This is a genomic window from Ornithinibacillus sp. FSL M8-0202, from assembly GCF_037975285.1.
GTDB classification, from domain to species: Bacteria; Bacillota; Bacilli; order Bacillales; family Amphibacillaceae; genus Ornithinibacillus; species Ornithinibacillus massiliensis.
Genome location: NZ_CP150248.1, coordinates 570,417 through 592,251, shown reverse-complemented (window position 1 = coordinate 592,251; position 21,835 = coordinate 570,417). Strand labels below are relative to the sequence as shown.

17 protein-coding genes are annotated in these 21,835 nt (G+C 36.6%); 11 read left to right on the top strand and 6 right to left on the bottom strand.

Annotated elements, in window-relative coordinates; all coding sequences use genetic code 11:
• Positions 1-54 precede the first annotated feature (54 nt).
• On the top strand, positions 55-1,074 hold the full coding sequence (locus MKY78_RS03020) for a DUF3231 family protein (RefSeq protein WP_339216086.1): 1,020 nt from the start codon (positions 55-57) through the stop codon (positions 1,072-1,074).
• Between the two features lie 60 nt (positions 1,075-1,134).
• On the opposite strand, the gene MKY78_RS03015 is transcribed toward MKY78_RS03020, so the two are convergent.
• Both MKY78_RS03015 and MKY78_RS03010 read right to left on the bottom strand, forming a co-directional pair.
• Positions 1,135-4,248, bottom strand: coding sequence for an MMPL family transporter (locus MKY78_RS03015; protein WP_339216084.1), 3,114 nt, complete (start codon positions 4,246-4,248; stop codon positions 1,135-1,137).
• 16 nt (positions 4,249-4,264) lie between these two features.
• Positions 4,265-4,696 carry a MarR family transcriptional regulator gene (locus tag MKY78_RS03010; protein ID WP_186869267.1) on the bottom strand — a complete coding sequence of 144 codons (432 nt, stop codon included), beginning with the start codon at positions 4,694-4,696 and terminating at the stop codon, positions 4,265-4,267.
• A gap of 582 nt (positions 4,697-5,278) precedes the next feature.
• Between MKY78_RS03010 and MKY78_RS03005 the strand changes: the two genes are divergently transcribed.
• The 3 genes from MKY78_RS03005 (at position 5,279) to MKY78_RS02995 (ending at position 8,421) form a co-directional block, all read left to right on the top strand.
• Entirely contained in the window at positions 5,279-6,271 is a 993-nt protein-coding gene (locus MKY78_RS03005; protein ID WP_339216082.1) for an ABC transporter substrate-binding protein, read from the top strand.
• Between the two features lie 90 nt (positions 6,272-6,361).
• Positions 6,362-7,213, top strand: a complete 852-nt coding sequence (locus tag MKY78_RS03000) for an ABC transporter permease subunit (protein ID WP_339216081.1) — start codon at positions 6,362-6,364, stop codon at positions 7,211-7,213.
• Positions 7,213-8,421 carry a glycine betaine/L-proline ABC transporter ATP-binding protein gene (locus tag MKY78_RS02995; protein ID WP_339216079.1) on the top strand — a complete coding sequence of 403 codons (1,209 nt, stop codon included), beginning with the start codon at positions 7,213-7,215 and terminating at the stop codon, positions 8,419-8,421. The genes MKY78_RS03000 and MKY78_RS02995 overlap by 1 nt, the downstream gene beginning before the upstream one ends.
• Positions 8,422-8,478: 57 nt before the next feature.
• On the opposite strand, the gene MKY78_RS02990 is transcribed toward MKY78_RS02995, so the two are convergent.
• From MKY78_RS02990 to MKY78_RS02980, 3 genes are read right to left on the bottom strand one after another with little or no spacing between them, the layout of a single operon-like run.
• Positions 8,479-9,618, bottom strand: a complete 1,140-nt coding sequence (locus MKY78_RS02990) for a Ger(x)C family spore germination protein (RefSeq protein ID WP_339216077.1) — start codon at positions 9,616-9,618, stop codon at positions 8,479-8,481.
• Positions 9,615-10,730 carry a GerAB/ArcD/ProY family transporter gene (locus MKY78_RS02985; RefSeq protein ID WP_339216075.1) on the bottom strand — a complete coding sequence of 372 codons (1,116 nt, stop codon included), beginning with the start codon at positions 10,728-10,730 and terminating at the stop codon, positions 9,615-9,617. Before MKY78_RS02985 ends, MKY78_RS02990 begins: the two co-directional genes overlap by 4 nt.
• Positions 10,731-10,737: 7 nt before the next feature.
• Complete coding sequence (locus tag MKY78_RS02980; protein WP_339216073.1) at positions 10,738-12,240, bottom strand: spore germination protein; 1,503 nt, start codon at positions 12,238-12,240, stop codon at positions 10,738-10,740.
• A gap of 512 nt (positions 12,241-12,752) precedes the next feature.
• Here MKY78_RS02980 and MKY78_RS02975 point away from each other — a divergent pair.
• The 5 genes from MKY78_RS02975 (at position 12,753) to MKY78_RS02955 (ending at position 19,640) form a co-directional block, all read left to right on the top strand.
• The gene (locus MKY78_RS02975) at positions 12,753-14,504 is read left to right on the top strand and encodes an ABC transporter transmembrane domain-containing protein (RefSeq protein WP_339216072.1); all 1,752 of its coding nucleotides are present in this window, start codon (positions 12,753-12,755) and stop codon (positions 14,502-14,504) included.
• The gene (locus tag MKY78_RS02970; protein WP_339216070.1) at positions 14,504-16,534 is read left to right on the top strand and encodes an ABC transporter ATP-binding protein; all 2,031 of its coding nucleotides are present in this window, start codon (positions 14,504-14,506) and stop codon (positions 16,532-16,534) included. Before MKY78_RS02975 ends, MKY78_RS02970 begins: the two co-directional genes overlap by 1 nt.
• A 29-nt stretch (positions 16,535-16,563) precedes the next feature.
• The gene (locus MKY78_RS02965) at positions 16,564-17,397 is read left to right on the top strand and encodes a serine protease (protein WP_339216068.1); all 834 of its coding nucleotides are present in this window, start codon (positions 16,564-16,566) and stop codon (positions 17,395-17,397) included.
• 348 nt (positions 17,398-17,745) lie between these two features.
• A complete protein-coding gene (gene sigI / locus MKY78_RS02960; RefSeq protein ID WP_339216066.1) occupies positions 17,746-18,474 on the top strand; it encodes an RNA polymerase sigma-I factor in 729 nt (242 codons plus the stop codon).
• Positions 18,471-19,640, top strand: a complete 1,170-nt coding sequence (locus tag MKY78_RS02955) for a hypothetical protein (protein ID WP_339216064.1) — start codon at positions 18,471-18,473, stop codon at positions 19,638-19,640. The genes sigI and MKY78_RS02955 overlap by 4 nt, the downstream gene beginning before the upstream one ends.
• A 130-nt stretch (positions 19,641-19,770) precedes the next feature.
• On the opposite strand, the gene MKY78_RS02950 is transcribed toward MKY78_RS02955, so the two are convergent.
• Positions 19,771-20,007 (bottom strand): YhdB family protein, encoded by a 237-nt coding sequence (locus MKY78_RS02950; RefSeq protein WP_186869278.1) that lies wholly within the window; start codon positions 20,005-20,007, stop codon positions 19,771-19,773.
• Between the two features lie 161 nt (positions 20,008-20,168).
• Between MKY78_RS02950 and MKY78_RS02945 the strand changes: the two genes are divergently transcribed.
• Both MKY78_RS02945 and MKY78_RS02940 read left to right on the top strand, forming a co-directional pair.
• Positions 20,169-20,801 (top strand): YhcN/YlaJ family sporulation lipoprotein, encoded by a 633-nt coding sequence (locus tag MKY78_RS02945; protein ID WP_339216061.1) that lies wholly within the window; start codon positions 20,169-20,171, stop codon positions 20,799-20,801.
• Between the two features lie 386 nt (positions 20,802-21,187).
• On the top strand, positions 21,188-21,826 hold the full coding sequence (locus tag MKY78_RS02940; protein ID WP_339216059.1) for a methyltransferase domain-containing protein: 639 nt from the start codon (positions 21,188-21,190) through the stop codon (positions 21,824-21,826).
• Positions 21,827-21,835: the final 9 nt, after the last annotated feature.

Below are 21,835 nucleotides of genomic sequence, written 5' to 3'. Positions count from 1 at the left end.
AGAAAAGGTAGGAGATAATATACGTAATTATGAACCATGCTTAGGAGGTAAGCCGTGAATAATAATATAAATTTAACTTCAGGAGAAATAGCCTCACTCTGGACTAATTACATGAATGACAGTATGTCAAAATGGGTACTGCTTTATATGTTGAAGGATTTAGAAGATAGCGATATTATTCCTATTGTTCAGCATGCTAGTGAGCTTTCTATATCTCATTTAGAGAAAATGAAGGAGATATTTGAAAAAGAAGATTACGCGGTACCGATGGCATTTGAGGAAAACGATGTGAATATGGAAGCGCCATGGCTATATACGGATATTTTCTGCTTAAACTATGTGAATCATATGGCAAGGGTAGGGATGGTTGCCTACAGTGGATTTCTTACGATGTGTACGAGAAAGGATATACGAGATTATTATACACAAGCATTACAATCCACAGCCGAACTATATAATCGAACATTAGATATTCAACTAGAAAAAGGGGTTAATGCACGGCATCCATATATTATGGTGCCTAAAGAAGCGGATTATGTCCGTAGTAAACAATATTTAAGTGGTTTAAATCCTTTTAATGAGAAGCGACCACTAAATGCTATAGAAATTTCCTATTTATATATGAATATTATGACCAATGCTTTAGGAATGAAGCTTTGTATTTCTTTTGCCCAAACCTCTCCAAATAAAGAAGTACAGGAATTCATGCTAAGAGGAAAGGAAATTGCGAAGAAACATCTTAAACTATTTAACGATTTGTTAATGAAGGAGGATATCGAAGCTCCTGAGGTACCTGATGTAGCTGTTAGTGATTCAACAACGTGGACCTTCTCTGATAAAATGATGATGTTCCATGTCTCTTTATTAATGCAAGCAGGGGTTGGAAACTATGCCACTGCAGCTGCAGCAAGCCAACGAAGCGACCTCATGCTTAATTATGAGCGATTATCCTTGGAGGTAGCTGCCTATTCCAAAAGTGGAGTAGACATCATGATTAAAAATAAGTGGCTAGAACAACCACCAGAGACTAAATCACGAGATAAGTTGGCTAGAGAAAAGGATCGGATAGATTAGTTATAAAGAAAAAGCGTGTGAAACCTAAAATAAGATTCCACATGCTTTTTATTAGGGTAATTAATTCTTTTTAAATGGCCACCAGTTTGCATTACCAAATAGTTTTACCATTACTGGAATGAACAGTGGTAACATCACTAGGGCATATAAGAATAATCCAAGAAGGACAACGGTAGCAATTTGTAAGATAGAAAGTACTCCTGAAGGGAGCATGGCAGCAAATGTACCACCTAGGATAACAGCTGCTGAAATAATAACTGTTCCCATCTTCTTCATTGCTGTTAACATGGCATCCTTTAAATTTCCATCACGATATTCATTAAAGCGATCCATTAAGAAAATACTATAGTCAATACCAAGAGCGGTTAACATTACAAAGGCAAAGAATGGTACTGCCCATGTAAGTCCATCATACCCCATTATATTAACAAAAATAATTTCGGCTATAGCCATGGACGTAAAGTAAGTTAAGATTAACGATCCAATTAGATAGATTGGCATAATAATCGAACGTAGTAAAATAATCAGGATGATGAAGATTCCAATAATCATAAATAACACTGTTTTAGCGTAATCTTCATCTGACACGTTCTGTAGGTCATGATTCGTACTACTGATTCCACCTAATAACGCATCACTTGCTTCGAAAATGGTACCTCTTTTTGCTTCGTCCACTTTGTCACTAATTTTTTCAATCATGTTTAAAGCATCAGTCGAATAAGGGTTATAACCAAAGACGACTTCAAATTTTACAATCGTTTTGTCATTAGACAGATACATATTAGCAGCTTCTATAAATGCATCATTATTTAAAGCTTCTTCCGGAATCATGACAATTGGATTGTTCGTATCTGTTTCAATGTCTTCTAGATATCCTTTAACTTGTAATAGACCATCGCCAACTTGCTGTAAACCATCTGCACCTTCTGACAGGCCGGATGATAGTTCGCCTAATTGACTTTGCATATCTTCAAAAGCAGTCTTCAGTTCTTCCTGCCCACCATAAATTTGTGATAATCCATCGCGTAAGCTAGGTATATTGGCTACTACTTGTCCTTGCCCATTAGCGGCTTGGCTTAGACCAGATTCTAGTTGTTCAATACCACCTATTAATTCGCCGATACCAGCAGATAATTGTTCTTGTGCTTGAATTGATTGGTTTAGGTTGAACTGTTCATGTTGATCATTTAATTGTTTTAAAGGAATAATAACATTCGTTTGCATCATATTTTGGATATCTGCTAACGGTTCTGTATGTTTTGAAAGCTCCTCTAATGTCATATAAGCCGTCATGAAATCCGTATCCTGCTGTAATTCAGGATGATTGCTTAATACAGTACTTAGACTGTTATAAACTTGTTTGATTGTTCCAGGAAGCTGACTTATTGTGCTAAACTGTCCGTCATTAAGCTCGGTTAATCCTTTCGCCACTTCTTGGTAACCTTTTAGTAATTCTTTATTTCCTTCGATTGTCTGATCAAGGTTATCTTTTATTTGCTCTAGACCAGCCTTCGCTTCTCCAGCACCAAGAGCTCCGGAATTGATACCTGTTTGAATGTCCTGAAGTGCGGTTTGAATTTCACCAATTCCGTCATTAGCTGACGCCGTTCCTTCTAATAATTGATCGATTCCATCTTGTGCTTCCTGCAATTGAGGTTCTGCATCTTTCAACTCGCCTGAAGCGTCCTGTAATCCGGCTTGGATTTCAGATAAACCATCGGTACTTTGGCCAATTCCATCAGCAAGCTGGCCGGTAACATTGTCTACAAGAAAATCATCTATAATGGAGCCAGTTGGTCGAGTTGCACTACGAACCTGCTCTACTCCTTCTATTTTGGCAATTGCTTCCGAGAGAGTCTCTATTTGTTGGAATGCCTCCGCCGTATCTACAGGTTGATCGGCTTCTAATACAACAGTAGTTGGCATCGTTTGACCTGGTCCAAAGCTATCTGCTATATAATTAAATCCCTTTACAGAGTCATAGGACTCTCCAATCTCTTCTAGAGAGTTATACGATTTGTCACCATGATAGCTTAATAAAGCCGGCACGATAATCACCGCAATAATCGCTAATGCAATAATTGGTCTAGCCCATGCGAGTGTACCAATCGATCCCCATAATTTACTATCCTTATGAGAAACGGATTTATCAAAAGGCCAGAACAGTTTTTTTCCGAGAACAACTAGGAAAAATGGTACTAATGTGACTAAGGCAATTAATACGACGGCTACACCAACCGCTACAGCAACAGCAGATTGATATAATGAAAAGGTTGATAAGCCGATGGTAGAAAAGCCAATTAAAACGGCAATTCCTGCAAATAGCACAGTTTTACCGCTAGACTTGTATGTGTGTAATACGGCATCTTTGATCGTATCGTGATTAGCCATTTCTTCTTTAAATCGACTAATTAATAGAATACAATAGTCTGTCCCTATCCCAAACATGACGGCTACCATGAATATTTGGGTAAAGGTGGACAGTGGGAAATCTACTTTATCTGCTAAAATGGACACGATTCCTTGAGCAGCTAAATAAGAAATACCTACTGTTAATAACGGAATAAATGGCGCGATAAAGGATCTAAAGACAACAAATAATATGATAAGAATTAATCCAACGGTAATAAGCTCCGTTTTCTTTAAACCTTCTTCAGAATTAATAATAATGTCTTTGGTAATAAATGATTCACCAGTTAAGTAATGTTCTAGATCAATAGATTCAAGTGCCGTATAGATTCCTTCACGGGCTTCTTCTATTTCTTGATTTTCTAACGATACTTGAAAGGGAACAATTATCGTCTTCCCGTCTTCAGAGACGGTTTGTTCTTCAATAGCGGGATCTGTATGAAATGCTAATACATCAGAAATCCCCAGTTTGTCCTGATCTGCTTCTAGTAGATCAATCGCCTCGATTACTTCATTTCTCTTTTCATCATCAAATCCATTATCCTCGTGAAACACTAGAACAGCACTTGCGGAATTCGAGGTACTATCATCAGACATCGATTCAATAAGCTTACTTGCTTGAGATGATGGTGAATCTTCTGGTGCAGTAATTTGTCCCTTTTCCCGCACTAGTTCTTGGAGGTTAGGGGCAAAGATAAATAAGCCGACAGCAGCTATTATCCAAGCAGCGGCTATGAACCATCGTAAACGAATGATTTGTTTCATACGACATTTCCTCTCCTTATTCTACTTTCATTTTCTCAGCTAATTTTTCTAATGAACAAATAAAGGTATAAATTTCTTTCTCATCAAAATCTCCTAAATAATTGCCTAGCTCTTGAAAGAGTTCCTTTTCCGTATTTTCAACAAAATCTATCCCTTTATCTGATACATATAAATAAATCACTCTTCTATCATCGTCATCACGATCACGTTCAATTAGACCTTTTTCATAAAGTCTATTAATTTGCGCTGTAACAGCACTTTTGCCAATTCCAAATTCAGTTGCTATTTCCGTACTGGTACATTTTTTTCGCTTATAAATAAAATGTAATGTCGTAAATAGATCAGTTGTTATATCGGATTGGATTTTTTCTTTTAAAATAATGTTTACTCGTCGATAAACGTGGGTAATTGCGCTCTGATACCTTTCCACGAGATCCTTTAATTCCACGTAATAGCACCCCCTAATGATGTAATATGGTTCACGTTTTGAATAGTTCACGTATTGAACTATTATATCATAGCAAGGTATACATGGAGATGCAATGATTATCACCTTGAAAATGCAAGCAGTTGAGGGGATAACGTGATGGATGGATCGAATCTGACTTGGCATAGTATAATGACCACTATTGTCACAAGATGATGGAGAAGTAAAACAGGAGTATACGTTAGTTATAGAGAGAATCGGTGGTAATAAAGCTAATTTTATATGTTTATATAACTTTAAGCTTGGAAAATGTAACATAATTCAATAATTTCCATACTTATGCCGTTTGATAGAATAGGAATATTTCAGTAACATAATAGATGTTGTTGTATTCATGGTATATTCTTTCATTACCCCCACACCATTTCTATTATTCTCCTCTAAAGTGGATAGTGTTTTCACCTTTCATTTAAAATAGCGGTTTAGATTAGAGCGGAATAATTATACTTATAATTTTTGGATAATTAGGAATTTTATATTATCTATTTCGTGTGGGATTATCATGGATTCGAAAAAAAGTAAACGATAAAGGAGCTTATATTAATGAGAAAGATTGGCATTTTATTTTTAGCTAGTATATTGATAATCCTTTCTGCTTGTGGATCTAGTTCAGATGGTGAGCTTGATAAGATTGTTCTAGCAGATGCAGGGTGGGATAGTATTCGTATTCATAATAGTATTGCACAAATAATTATGGAAGAAGGCTTTGGCTATGATACAGAAGTAACATCCGGATCTTCGACAGCAACAGTACAGGGCCTTCGTCAAGGTGATATTAATGCCTATATGGAAATATGGACAGATAATATTAAAGAATTATATGAAGAAGCAACAGAGGCTGGAGACTTTGAAACGGTATCGGTAAACTTCAATGATAATAATCAAGGATTGTATGTTCCTACCTATGTTATCGAAGGAGATGCGGAACGTGGTATTGAACCTATAGCACCGGATTTACGCACAGTAGAGGATTTAAAGAAATACCCTGATGTGTTTCAAGACCCAGAAGATCCAGGACGTGGTCGTATTATTAATGCCCCGAGTGGATGGGTAGTTGCAGAAGCTATTGATGATAAATTTACGGCTTATGGATTAGACGAAACGATGAATAACTTTATGCCAGGTTCTGACTCTGCTGCAGTTGCGGATTTAGTTAATGCTTACGAATCGGGCAAGCCATGGGTAGGGTACTACTGGGAACCTACATTAATAACGGCGAAATATGACTTAACATTACTAGAGGAAGCACCATATGAAGAAGCAATTTGGAATGAATCAAAAGCGACGGAATTCCCTCCGAATGATGTTGTGGTAGCTGTTCATAAGGATTTTAAGGAGCAAGTGCCAGAAGTGTACGACTTCTTAAGTCACTATGAGACAAGTAGTGAACTTACAGAAGAAGCGTTGGTGTATATGGATGAGAATGGTGCAGATGCTTATGACACAGCCGTTTGGTGGATGAATCAGCATGAAGATATATGGACTAGCTGGGTATCAGAAGAGGTATCAGATAAGGTTAAGAATGCAATACAGTAAAGCCCATAGCAGCTAGCCTGTTGGTTGGCTGCTTTCTAATTTATAGTGAATAAAAAGTGAGGTGAAGGGACTGCGTCATGCAGTCTACTAATGGGGAGCTTTCCAGATATACGTACGAATATAGGAGATTATGTGGATCAGTTTGTTAGTTTCTTAGCTACAAACTTAGAAGGTTTATTTGACTTAATTTATTTTATTTCTTCTAGAACGATTAATTTTATTGACAATATGCTTGTAGCCATGCCTTGGTGGAGCTTTATTATCGTTATCTTTTTACTAGGGTGGTACTTTAAATCGATTTTCTCAGGGGTGCTATTTGCAATCTTTATATTCCTAATTGGAAGCTTCGGGTTATGGGAGGATATGATGACTACGATAGCAATAATAGTCGTAGCGGTCATCATTTGCTTAATAATTGGTATACCGATAGGAATATGGATGGCCTTTAATAAAGGGTTTTCCAATATCATGCGCCCGATTCTAGACGCCATGCAAACAATGCCAAGTTTTATTTATTTGATTCCAGCTATTTTCTTCTTTGGGCTTGGTAATGTATCAGCAATATTTGCGACACTAATCTATGCACTACCACCAGTTATACGGTTAACAGAGCTTGCGATACGAGGGGTAGACAAAGAAGTCATTGAGTCCGCGCAATCCTTTGGTTCCTCAAGGGGGCAGATGCTACGCAAAGTACAGCTCCCACAAGCAATGCCTACGATTATGGCTGGAGTGAATCAAACTACGATGATGGCACTCGCAATGGTAGTAATTGCTTCCATGGTTGGTGCAAAAGGGTTAGGTGAGCAAGTGCTCGTTGCGATAAATCGTATTGATATAGCACTAGGATTTGAAGCAGGTATTAGTATCGTATTTCTAGCGATTATTATCGACCGGGTGACAAATGGTGTGGCAGCTAAGTTCCAAAGGGGGATTAGTTAATGGAGACGAAGATAAAAATAGATCATGTATCGAAAATCTTTGGATCAAAGCCGAGGTCTGTTATACCCTTAGTTGAGGAAGGGAAGACGAAAGAAGAAATTCTGGAAAAAACAGGACACACGGTAGGCGTTTATGACGCATCTTTAGACATAAAAAAGGGTGAGGTATTTGTTATTATGGGCTTGTCTGGTAGCGGAAAATCTACCCTAATCCGTTGTTTTAACCTATTAAACAAGCCAACTGCAGGCTCTATTTATATAGATGGTATCGATATCACGAAATCAAATAAGCAAGATTTAAAAAAGATTAGGCAAGAAAAAATTGCAATGGTTTTCCAGCACTTTGGTCTATTTAGCCACCGGACGATATTGGCTAATGTTGAATATGGTCTAGAAATACGTGCTGTATCCAAAGAAGAACGAAAACAGATTGCCTTAAAAAATATTGAGATAGTAGGCCTGAAGGGGTATGAAGATAAGTATCCAGATGAGCTTTCAGGTGGGATGCAACAACGTGTTGGGCTTGCACGTGCATTGGCAAATGACCCAGATATTTTACTCATGGATGAACCATTTAGTGCGCTTGATCCGCTAATTCGTAGGGAGATGCAACTGGAATTATTAGATATCCAAGAGCGACTGCAAAAGACCATTATCTTTATCACTCATGATGTAAATGAAGCATTTAAATTAGGTGATAGGGTAGCGGTTATGAAGGATGGTCATGTGGTACAGGTTGGAACGCCGGAGGAGATTATTGAAGCCCCGGCAAATAATTATATCTCAGATTTTATTAAAGATATTGACCGTTCTAAAGTCTTTCAGGCAGAACATATTATGATTAAACCGAATGCATTAGTATCCTTAAAGGATGGGCTAAATGTAGCAATTAAAGAAATGGAAGACAACGGTATCTCCAGTGTCTATGTTGTTGATAGAGGTCGTCGTGTTAAGGGAATCATTACCATTGATGATGCAATACAAGCAAAAAAAGAGAAGAAAACGTTAGTAGATATTTTACGTGCTGATTATGTCACCGTTCAACAAGATGAATATATTCATGATCTTATCCCGAAAGCCTTGGAATCGAAATATCCATTAGCTGTCGAGAATGAGGAAGCTAAACTAGTAGGATTCATTCTACGGGTTCATGTGTTATCCGGGTTAGTTTCAGAAGAAGTGACAGAAAGTGCACAGTATTATAGCTAATCGTTATGTGTAAGCAACTAACGTCATATGCAAATGAGTAGGGGTTTCTTCGTACCCCTACTTATTTATAGTTCCATGTCGAATAATATTAACATTAATATTAAAGGTTACATCAAGTTTAGGATACTTTTCGTCCCATTCTTTATCGGTTAATTTTCCATCCTTATTATTTATTCGATAAACGGTTCCATATCCGAAACTATCCGCATTGATTTCTTTTAAATATTCCAGAATATCCTCATATTGGGCTGTTAGTACTTTTTCTACTTCCTTTTCTAAGCTATTAATTGCTTTCGGATCATCTAAATTATATTTGCTGGAGATTTCTTGTAAGCTTACATCAAGCCTTATGTTCGTATCAAATGTAAGCTTTTCTTTGTCTGTAAGAACCTTTTTCGTAGTTCCATGCTCGATTAAGAACACGAGTCTTATCTCACCTATCTTCTCCGCTTCCTCAGAATTCATTAGATATTCAGAAACGGCTTCGCGAGGAATGATTAATTCAAGTAATTCTCCAGTCTGAGGACGATCCATAATGGTAAAGAGGTGTTCCAGTTCGATAGGGAGTTGCCCTTTCATTTTATCGTCTTTAAATAGCGCTATGCCAGTAATTGTCGGGATATCATCACGAACACCCATCATGGGTAATATTGGATCTACACCCTCATTATTTATAATAACGGCAAACTTATGAAGGGTTACACTAGGAAATATTTGAGATTCACCTGATGGCTCAATTAATCCATGCAAAAATTCTCCAAGGTTAGTGGAAATATTTTCAACTTGGATATGAAAAATATCCCTAGCTTTCTCCTCTGCGACAGCTAATAACAATGTATCAGGAATCGCTGCATCTCGTATTAACGTATCGGTGAAAGGATTGACCCCGGATTGTGCGAGTTCCTTACCATATATTTCGAGCTGCATTTTCCCAGGTACTAAATATTGACTTACCTTCTGGTTAGCATCGGCCCTTGCTCCCTTAATGGTGTCCGATACTCCTTTAACGACGGTAGTAGGATGAGTAAAATTGGTTTGAAATTGTAATATAGCCATATTCATTTCAATTTCTTGATTTTCTATACGATCAACACCACGAGCGGTAATCACGCCAAGATCTTCTAATTGCGCTGTTTCAAGACAGCTACTTAATATAGGAACGATACCGAGCAATAGTAAGATACGTAAACGTTTCATGATGAACCACTGCCTTTTTTGTTTTTCCATTTCTTCTTCAACAAGACTAAAGGTAACAAAATAAACGGATATATATATACGACCCAAAAGCTTAACTTGGCTACCCAATCGGTTAAGGCGGTAATTTGGTAATCAAATCGAAAGTAATTCACGATGATTAAAATCAAGATTGTCACGACCCAATGGGTTTTTTTCTGAGAAATAGAATACATTCTTTTCATTCCGTGTGCAATTGCCCACATTAATAAGACGAGATTTGGAATAATGACCAGTAACCATCCTACTACTACAATATAGTCTAGACGTTCGAGGAACGTATACGATGTACTTTTCACTAATAGTAGTACAGCCCAATTAATATTCTTTAGCCTTGTTGGACTAAAGTAACCGATCGATATCATGGTAACGAGAATAAGAACGATTGCAGTGTACGTAAGACCGAGAAATGTCGGTAATTTGGCTTTGTTTTTGTTTTTGACAAAAGGATAAATAACCATTAGAATCTCAAATCCTGATAACGTATAAGCGGTAGCCTTAGCACCTTTTAATAGCTCAGGAAAAGAAGATTGGAACAATGGTAAGAAGTTATACCAATTCATTCGTATAAACGGGTCATAGAGTGTAACAATTAACCAAAAGGTTATGATAAAGAGTATAAAGGTTACCCCAACTACAACTCTAACTCCCCCAAATACAGCATAAACAACAAGAATCATAATAAGAACGGTTAGTACCCAATTGGGAAGAGCATGGTATAAAAAGATTTGAATAACTTGAATGTAGGTCATTAGGATCGAAAGAAAGCTTATGCATATATATAAAATGAATAGTGTTCCTAATATTCTTCCAAGCCATTTTCCAAACACATCTACATGTATTCCAAAATAATCGGCATTTTCATATTGATTGAGAATAGTAAACATAGCAGCAACCACTAGACAAGTAAACAGAAATGCAATCAGTATAGCTAACCATGAATCACGTTCTGCCTCCAGGTAGATAAAGCGCGGAGCACCTATTATGCCAACACCGAGCTGTAATCCGGCGATGATAAAAAATAGGTAAAATGCCCGTATTTGTAAATTGGTCTTAACATTCAGATTGATTTCCATATGTCACCTACTCATTGATATCACGTTTCTGCTTGGCATCTTTTTTGTTAAAACGAATAATAGATTTGGGACGATAGGTTTTAGCTCTCCGACTGGAATAGTTCAAGGGTGCTCTAAAGAACACTTTGTTAAAATCTTTAATTTGTAATGGATAAAGCGGTGCTAAATATGGACGGCCAAGGGATGTTAGTCGTAGCATATGGATAATGAGCCAACATAGCCCGAATGCAATACCTAATAAGCCTAATATTCCAGCAAGTACAATTAATGGAAAACGAATGATTCGAAGTGTTGTACCAAATAAATAACTAGGTGTTGTAAAGGATGATAATGCACTCATTGCCACAACGATGATGAGGATATTACTGGTTAAACCGGCTTCTACTGCTGCTTGACCTATAACGATACCACCTACAATACCCATTGTCTGACCAACCTTTGTTGGTAGTCTGGCACCGGCTTCTCGTAGTAATTCTAGTAAAAATTCCAGAAGTAAGGCCTCAAATATTGGAGGAAACGGTACGGCAGCCCTAGTTTGCCCAATTGATATAAGTAATTGCGTTGGTATAATAGCATATTGGTATGTCACTGCGGCCACATAGGTTGGTGTAATCAACACAGAGAAAATCATCGCCATAAATCGCATAATCCGTAGAAAGGACCCTGCTTGCCAACGCATATACAGATCCTCTGTCGATTCCAAAAAGGAAAAAAGAGTAGCCGGTGCAATAAATGCTGTTGGGCTATTTTCAACTAAGACACCGATTTTTCCTCTTGTAATATTGTAAGTAAAACGGTCAGGTAATTCCGTCTCAACAAATTGCGGGAAAAGGTTCGTCTGTGAATCCTCCATAAATTGTTTTAATACAATTGTATCTTCAATCTCATCTACATCTAATTCATTAAGTCGTTGGCGCATTGTATTGACGTCGACTTCATTTGCAATGGATTTTAAATAAACTAATCGAACATCACGTGGAAATAAGTGCCCAATCTTCACTTCTTCAAATACTAAATCTTTTGAAATAATTCGAGACCGTATAATATTCATGTTTTTGGAAAGTGATTCCGTAAAGGAAATTTTTGGACCAAGTACTAATGATTCTGTTTCCGCTTTTTCGATATTACGACTTTCCTTTAAAATCATTGAAAAGCTGACAATCTCAGATTCAAGTTCTATATAGATAAATACCTCGCCAGTGACTAATTTTTCTAAGACATCCTGTAAGGTGTGCGAGGTAGAACCAGAATTTAATGGTAGTTCATAAAGTAGCGTACTATTGGTTATTTTCTTATCCATATTAAGTAGAGGCTGAAGTAGGGATTGCTGTATTTTATCAATCTCTACTTGATAGTCAATGAAAAAGACAGCTACTTTTTTATCGTTTATATTGTATTTTGAGAACTTTAAATTGGGATTGTTGTTGAATTTATCTACTAACAATTTTTCTAGCTTATCAATTGTAACCGGGAAAATAGTATCCTTATTTTCTTTATTTCTTTTCCACATAGGAACCTCCATTAAAAACACTGGTTAGAGTTTAGTATGTAGGTTATTGAAAAAATTATGAGTTACCTGGAAAAGAAAAGGGTAAGGTGAAAAGAATGCACAAAAGTTTGTTAGTATGAGTATAGGTCAATATATTTGAAAACAATTTATCTTAAAAAAATGTTGACTATTCATTATTACCAATTTATACTAAAAAAGTATTCAAAATTAAGAAAAGGAGGTCATCAAAATGAAAAACATCATTATCGTAAACAACGTTGCTTTACAATTGAATAATTATATGACCTCTTACAAGAACGAAATTTGATTCGATTTAAGGTAGAATATATTCCGTTTTGTAAAAGGTCACCCATGTGCTGTGGCCTTTTTGTAATATAAGGGATTAGTGAGAGCTATTCTGTTCGTTTACATGCATGCGTCATTGGCGCATGCATTTTTTAATGGTTGAATATGTAAAGCAGCTAAAAGCAATTCAAAAATAGCAACGAAAGAGATAAAGAAGGTGATACGTAATGTTTCAGGTTTTTAAAAAGTTAGATTGGTTTTTTAAGCATTATTGGAAGCGGTATACGTTTGCCATTATTACATTGATTATCGCTAGTGCAATCGGACTAATCCCGCCTAGACTTCTTGGATATGCGATAGATCATATTCAATTTCAGACATTAACTTCCCAGCTACTTACGATAATAGTTGTCGGTTACCTGGTATTAATCGTAGTCCACTATAGTGTTTCCTTTATTTGGGATTATACGTTATTCAGTGGGGCGGTGATTTTGGAAAGATGGACTCGTTCAAAGTTAATTAATCATTTTCTTCGCATGACACCAACATTTTACGGGAAATACAAAACAGGTGACTTGATGGCAAGAAGTACCAATGATTTAAAAGCCATTGCCCAAACTGCTGGATTTGGAGTCTTAACCTTAGTAGACTCGACGACCTTTATGTTTATGCTCATTGCGATGATGGGGTTTTCGATAAGCTGGAAGTTAACACTTGCTGCCTTAATTCCACTTCCAATAATGGCTATTATTATGAATAAATACGGTGCAGCGATCCATGCTCGTTTTACTGAGGCACAGGCTGCATTTGGAAATATGAATAATGAGGTATTGGAATCTATTCGTGGTGTTCGGGTAATCCGTGCTTTTGTTCAGGAGAAGCAGGATAAGGACCGTTTTGAGGCCATGACAGAGGATGTGTATCAAAAGAATATTGCAGTTGCAAAAATTGATGCCATGTTTGAACCAACGATGAAAATTCTAGTTGGCTTATCTTATACAATTGGTCTCGGATATGGGACAGTACTTGTATTTCAAAATGTGATTTCCTTAGGGGATTTAGTTTCCTTTAATGTTTACTTAGGAATGTTGATTTGGCCAATGTTTGCTGTAGGAGAATTAATCAATGTTTTACAGCGTGGTAATGCATCCTTGGACCGTGTTAATGAAACAATTGGCTATGAAGCCGATGTAAAGGACCCAGAGAAGCCAATGTCGGTAACAGAAGTAGAGACAATAGAATTTGCCAATGTTTCCTTCTCCTATCCGGGAACAAAGCGAAATCAACTAGAGAATATAAACCTCTCCATTACGAAGGGGCAGACTATAGGAGTAGTAGGGAAAACTGGTTCCGGTAAAACGACATTATTTAAGCTAATGCTCCGTCAATATCCAGGAGTAGTTGGTGAAATCAAAGTATCCGGAGTTGATTTAGAGCGGATGAGCTTGGATCAAATTCGTTCTTGGATTGGTTATGTTCCACAAGACCAAGTGATGTTCTCGAAAAGTGTTAGAGAAAATATTCAATTTGGTAAAAGTGATGCGACAGATGAGGAAATTTATCGCGTTATGGAGCTAGCTCATTTTGTTGAAGATATAAAGCAGTTGCCACAAGGCTTGGATACGAAAGTAGGAGAAAGTGGTGTAACCCTTTCCGGTGGTCAGAAACAACGTGTAGCCTTAGCGAGGGCCTTTATTAAGGATCCAGAAATTTTAATACTAGATGATTCGTTATCTGCTGTAGATGGAAAAACAGAATCAAAGATTATTGCGCATTTACGAGAAGAAAGAAAAAACAAAACAACCTTTATTGCTGCCCATCGGTTATCCGCTGTTACACATGCTGACCATATTATTGTGTTAGAAGATGGAATTATTGCCGAAGAGGGTACACATGAAGAATTAATCCAAAATGATGGATGGTATAAGGAACAGTATGAACAACAGCAGCTTGAAGGTGATAAGGAGGCGATCTCCTAATGCGAAAGAAATCTACTGAGAAAAGACTATTTCAATATGCACTACAATTTAAAAAGAAAATCATCATCGGTATTTTATTTTTAATCATTGCAACGGCTCTTGAGTTAGCTGGACCTTTAATTGCCAAGACAATTATTGATGATCACATTGTCGGTATAGAAGGTACATGGTATGAAATAAGCGGTGACAATGACCGAAATACGGTCGAATTCAATAAACGGTATTATAAGAGAGCAGATCGTATGAATGAAGAGGATGAAATAATTAGTACCAACTCCCTACTGCAAATTGGTAAGGAATACTACCTTGTAGAAGGAGAAGTTCCAATACTTGGGGAGCGAACAGTAGAGGATAATACAATTTCTGTGAAGTCACAAGAAGAAGTAACAACCTTTACAGGGCAAAAAATCTCTGTAAGTGACATTTATAGCTTTTTCCAACCAGAACAACGACCGATTTTATGGTTATTAGCTTTATACATTGGGTTGCTACTTATTGCTGGTATTTTCCAGTTTTATAAAACATTTTTATTACAACAAGCTTCGAATCAGATTGTTAAAAAGATGCGTAATGATATTTTTGAGCATACGCAACGAATTCCAATTAATTACTACGTCAATCAACCAGCAGGGAAGATTGTGGCACGTGTGACAAATGACACAGAGGCAATCCGTGATCTTTATGAACGTGTCTTAAGTATTATTGTTACGAGTGCTATCTATATGGCTGGAATCTTTGTTGCATTATTTATTTTAAATGCGAAGCTTGCGGTGTGGTTCTTGCTCTTGATTCCATTACTACTAGTATGGATGCGATTCTATAAATTCTTTGGAACGAAATATAATAAAGTAATCCGGTCCACGATAAGTGAGATAAACGGTAAGATTAATGAAGCCATTCAAGGGATGACTATTATTCAAGCATTCCGAAGAGAGAAACAGACAAAGAAAGAATTTGAAGAATTAAATACGAGACACTTTAAGTATCAGCGAAAGCTATTGAAGCTAAGTGCACTTACGTCCTATAACCTTGTAACAGTCTTTCGAAATATTGCTTTTGTAGCATTTATTTGGTATTTTGGCACCGGCTCATTAAATTTGGAGACGATAATCTCGATAGGTATGCTCTATGCTATCGTGGATTTATTAACGAGATTATTTGAACCGGTAAATGATATTGTGAACCAGCTACCATTATTAGAGCAGGCAAGGGTCGCAGGTGGTCGTGTATTTGAATTATTAGATTTAGATGGAGAAGAAGTAAATCAGAAGGAAATTCCACGTTATAAGGGGAATATCAAATTCGACAACGTCTCCTTTGCTTATGAGAAGGAAGAATATGTATTAAAAGACTTATCCCTTTCCATAAAGGATGGAGAAACCGTTGCCTTTGTTGGTCATACAGGATCTGGAAAGAGTTCGATTATGAACCTATTATTCCGATTTTATGATCCGCAAAAAGGAAAAATTACGATTGATGGCCATGATACAAGTAATTGGTCCAGACAACAGGTTAGAAGTCATATGGGGATAGTATTACAAGATCCATTTCTATTTTCCGGAACGATTATATCCAATGTTACGATGAACGATCCGAAGATTAGTAGAGAACGGGCAATTGAAGCATTAAAAACAGTAGGTGCAGACCGTTTTATCGAGAAGCTACCGAAAAAATATGATGAGCGAGTGACAGAAGGAGGAAGCACGTATTCCTTAGGTGAGAGACAGCTTATTTCCTTTGCACGTGCACTTGCATTTGATCCGGCTATTTTAATATTGGATGAGGCAACAGCTAATATTGATACGGAGACGGAAAATGTCATTCAACATGCACTAGAAGTTTTGAAAAAAGGAAGAACTACTTTAGTAATCGCCCACCGATTATCAACGATTCAACAAGCGGATAACATTTTTGTCCTAGAACATGGTAAAATTATTGAAGAAGGTAACCATGAACAGTTAATCGCTGAAAAAGGAACATACTACCAAATGTACAAAATGCAGCAAGGGATATCACAACGAGCTGTTTAGTACGGAAGGACAAATGTGGGGTGAGCGTGATGGAACGTAATAATGACCAAAAGCCTGACATTATTGATGAAGATTTATATGAGGAATTTGATGAGGAAGAGCTACTAGAAATTGTTGAGGAAGCTCGTAAAGAAGCACTCATCAAATCTACTATGGAAGATAAAAAGCCAAAGCGTCCGTTTCCTAAATGGACGTTTTGGCTTATTGCTATTGCAATGCTAATTAATGTTGTAGCATTTTTTCCAAAGACTTTTTCGATTCCAGCAATTGATTTTTTAATTACTTCGGCGAAATTATCGGCTGATGATGAGATAAAAGCGTACAAAGAAGCTGTAGTCGTAGTGGAAACACAGGATAGTAAAGGGACTGGATTTGCTATCAATCAAGATGGGTATATTTTAACTAATGCCCATGTAGTGGATGATGAGAAGCACGTATCAGTCGCTTTTCCTAATTTAGGCTTATATAATGCAGATGTATTAGAAACCTATCCAGATGTGGATTTAGCGTTACTTAAAACAGAAAGTGAAGAGAAGTTACCGTACCTAGAGCTAGCAGAGCAAACCGTTTTTGAAGAAAACGAAAAAATAAATTTCATAGGAAACCCACTTGCTTTCAATGGAATAGCAAATCAAGGAACCATAATCGGATATACCCAATTAACTAGTTGGAATCTACCAGTTCTCATGATAGATGCACCAGTATATCGTGGAAACAGTGGAAGTCCTATTATAAATGAAAGAGGCCAAGTAATTGGGGTTGTATTTGCAACCTTAAATCATACAGAACACGGAAAGGTAGGGCTCTTCGTACCTATTGACTATTATTATTCAGAAGGAGTGAACCTTCACTTACCCTATTAGACCTAGACGAAGTAATAATGTAGTTTCTTTTTCGCGTTTCATAATATTATCTAAAACGCTTCCACAATTCGATAAAGCTACCGATAAAAAGAAAGAGATATTTCGTCTCTTCTTTTTTTATAGGGAAAGTTACCTATTTTTAAACAAAATGTAATCCTCTTGTGACACTCCCTGTAATACTTGTACTGTAAGATAGTCATATTCTTGAAATGGAAAATTAGTAAAGTATGGTGGGTTAAAAATGACCTGTTTAAATATAAAACAATATATAATAATAAATAAGCTATTCGACACACCCAAAAAAATTGTAGCAGAATCGAAATATATGAATGCTAGGGGTGGTCTACTTTGACACGAGAAATGTTAAAAGACATCCCAATAGAAGAACTAATTGATCAAGCACAAAAAGGTGATGAAGCCGCACATAATTTCTTATTAAAGACATACCAACCCTTTATTGCTAAAACAGTATCCGAAGTTTGTAAACGATACATTGATCCAGAGCGAGATGATGAGTTTAGTATTGGCTTGTCAGCATTTAATGAAGCAATACGGTTGTATTCACCAGATCGTGGGAGCTCTTTTTTAACCTTTAGTAGCTTAATCGTCAAACGTAAAGTAATTGATTATATTCGTTATCAAAATAAATATCCTGTAACCATATCGTTTGACGAAAGTTATGATGAAGAGAAAATGGAGAATCCAACCGAAGTAGAAGCAGTTAAGAGCAAGTATCAACTAGAACAAGAAGCATGGTATCGTAGACAAGAGATTCTTGAATTTCAGAACAAACTGGCCATGTATAAGCTATCACTTCAAGATCTTGTCGAAGTTTCACCAAAGCATCGTGATGCACGAGATAGTGCAGTTCGTATTGCAAGAATGATACGAGATGATAAAATGTTAAGTGAATATGTCGAAAAAAAGAAAAAACTCCCGATAAAAGAATTGGCTAAGAAAGTTGATGTGAGTAAAAAAACGTTAGAGCGTAATCGGAAATTCATTTTAGCCATTTTTATTATTCTTGGAGAGGATTATGTGTTTCTTAATGACTATTTGAAAGGGGTGGGCCAGTGAAAAAAGGAATAGTCATGGAGCAGCATCAGAAATATACCATTGTAATGACACACGATGGTTTATTTGAAAAAGCTTATCCGGTTAAAGGAGCCGAAATTGGTTTTGAAGTTGCCTATGAGCCTTTTACGAAAAATGAAAACTCTTCTAGATTAAGGGAAAAGTTTTTCACTGTGCGTGTTATAGCTATTGCATGTATATGTTTAATTATGTTATTTCCGCTGTATATGGTAGTAAATGGGGATGAAGCATATGCATATGTGGATATTGATATTAACCCGAGTATGGAACTAGAAGTGAATAGTAGCTTGGAGATTACCAATGTAACTCCCTTTAATGAAGAGGCAGAATTAATTATCCATGAGCTTGGTGATTTAACCGGAAAAGAGATTGATGATGCCATTGCTATTATTATGATGAAAAGTGAAGATAAAGGCTTTGTCAATTCAGCTAAAAATGTTTTGATTGGTGTTCATTACATAAAGGAAACAGAAACAGAACCGATTATTAATAGGATTGATGAACGCTTTGAAACGACTGATTGGGAATTGGTTACCATTAAGATTCCCGAAGACGTTAGAGTTGTAGCAGAAGAAAATAATCAATCGATGAATGAAGCATTAGCTAAAAAGGTTACCGAAGAACCTGATGAAGAGTTACAATCAATTGTCACAGAAGAGGATAGTCAAGTATTGCAATCATTTTACCTTAATAAAAACGCTAAAGCTGACGTGACAAACGAGAAAGATTCAAATCAGGTTATACAAGATGATACTAACAATGCTGATAATGAGGAATTAGAATTAAACACCTCAAAAAGTAATTCATTAGAAAAGAACAGAAATAGTAATGAGCAAAAAAAGAATAAGCATAAAGAAAATCATCCTAAAAAGAGCAAAGAATCAAAGGAAATCAAGGGAAATAATAAAGAAAAACACCCTGGCATGAATGGAAAAGACAAGAAAAGTCAAAACAAGCAAGACACCAAGGGGAAGGACAAAACAAACGATAAGCACCAAGAGAAAAACCACGGTAAAGGAAATGGCAAGGACAAGGGGAAACAGCGTGGTAATGACAAAGAGCCTAAATCAGGTAGCCATCATAACAACAGCAACCACAATAATGGGAAAAAACATGGTCATAACCACAAAGATAATTCCAACATGTGATGATACAGGTTGGGAATAACGGATTTATCGCTATTTTTTATGAAGGTTTCATCAAGATACATAATTTGTTTTCCTGTCGTCATAAGAAAAAACGCATTTGCTTAAAAGAACAGCAAATGCGTTTTTTTATCTACATTTTTAAGGCGGTTTCGGGTGTGTATTTCATTGCGTGGTCTATATAGTAAAGAAGGTTGTCGTGTGAATCGATAATTTTTTGTTCATCTAGGGAATAGTGATAAGCGTGCAAGAAATTCTGTATTTTCTTAGATAGCAAATCGTCTTTTGTGCGGACCATTAGAACGAGAAGATCATCCCACTGTCCCCATAATGTGTAGTACAACGCCTTGTCGTAGTCTGGAATATCCATGAATTCCCCTCCTTAAAACTCCAAGGGTAATTATAGCTTCCCCATATTATATATATATTTCCGAGAGACTATTTGGTGTGGTTTCCAATTTAAGGTCAGGGTTAATTAGCATAAACAGTTTACACTGATACATACTAAAAAACGAAAAGGGGAGGGATAAAATGAAAAAGCAACTTATTACTGTCGCTGCAGCAGCTTTATTTATCGTTTCTGGTTGTGCAGCAGATAATGAAGAAGGCCAGCGTGGAACAGATAATAATAATATCGATCCCGTAAGATATCAAAATCATCCAGATGGCATTGGTACGCGTGATAATCGAAACTACACGATGCAACGTGACTTGGAGGAACCAAATCGATTCCGAAATATAAATAATCCAGGAAACAATAATACACGTAATATAAATAATACCAATGAACAAACCAATGCAAATCGGTATGATGTAGCTGAAGAAGCAGCGGATTTAATCGTTCAACGAATCAATGTTATTGATAATGCGTATGTTCTGACTACAGACAATAATGCCTATGTTGCGGCTGAACTAGACACACATCAGAATGGTAATAATTTAAATCACAAGGATGGAGAATTAACCGATGAGGTGAAAGAAAAAATTTCATCCATCGTAAAATCAGTGGATAATAATATTGACAATGTATATGTGTCCACTAACCCAGATTTTATGGATTTAGCCGATAATTACGCACGTGATGTCGATGAGGGAAGACCAATTGAAGGATTCTTTGAAGAAATTGGTAATATGATTGAACGAGTTTTCCCACAAAATAGATAATGCCTAAGAGGCTGGGACAAAACTAAAACAAAGGTAATAAAAACGAACAATCACATTAGCCCCGGAAATATACGGAGACTCCTGTGGGAGAAAAGGCATCGGTGAGACCCCGGAAGAGCTTTAGCTCTGAGGAGGCTCACCAGCCGCCCACGGACGCGTAGTATATTTCCGGGGCGGGTTTGATGCGCTAACTGTCATGTTCGGTTTATCCTATGTTAGAAATAGTTTTGTCCCGGCCTCTTTCCATTATTATTTAATACATAATAGCCTAAGTTTTTGCACTAATCTCTTTTCTTTTAAAAACCGTTAACATGTGATAATGTATTACATATAATTCATATTAAACATAGTGGTTTACTATGATTTCATTATATGGAGATGAGAAGATGGGACGAGAATTCTTAGAGATTTTTGAGGATTGGGCAGAGAACTATGATAATACAGTTAATGGGCATGACCGTGAATATAAAGAAGTTTTTCATCAATACGATCAGATATTAGACGAAGTGGTAGAAAATTCGATTGGTACTGTATTAGAATTTGGAGTAGGCACTGGCAATTTAACAAAGAAGCTAGTGGAGAATGGACATACTGTGATTGGAATCGAACCTTCACCAGCTATGCGAGACATCGCAAAGTTGAAGCTACCCGATGTAACAGTATTAGATGGTGATTTTTTAGATTTTCCAAAGCCTACTACTCCAATTGATACGATAGTTAGCACATTTGCATTTCACCATCTAAATGATGAAGAAAAAGAACTTGCAATTAAAAATTTTGCAACATTACTTCCTAAAGGTGGTAAAATTGTATTTGCAGATACACTTTTTGTATCGGACAATGCTAAGCAACGGAAGATAAGAGAGGCCGAGGAAGTTGGATATTCTAATCTTGCCGAGGATTTACGAAGAGAGTATTATCCTAATATTGACACAATTGAACAAATTTTTACTGAGCAACAGTTTAATGTTTCTTTCAAGCAAATGAATGATTTTGCTTGGCTTATCTTAGCAACATTTAAATAAGGTTTAAAG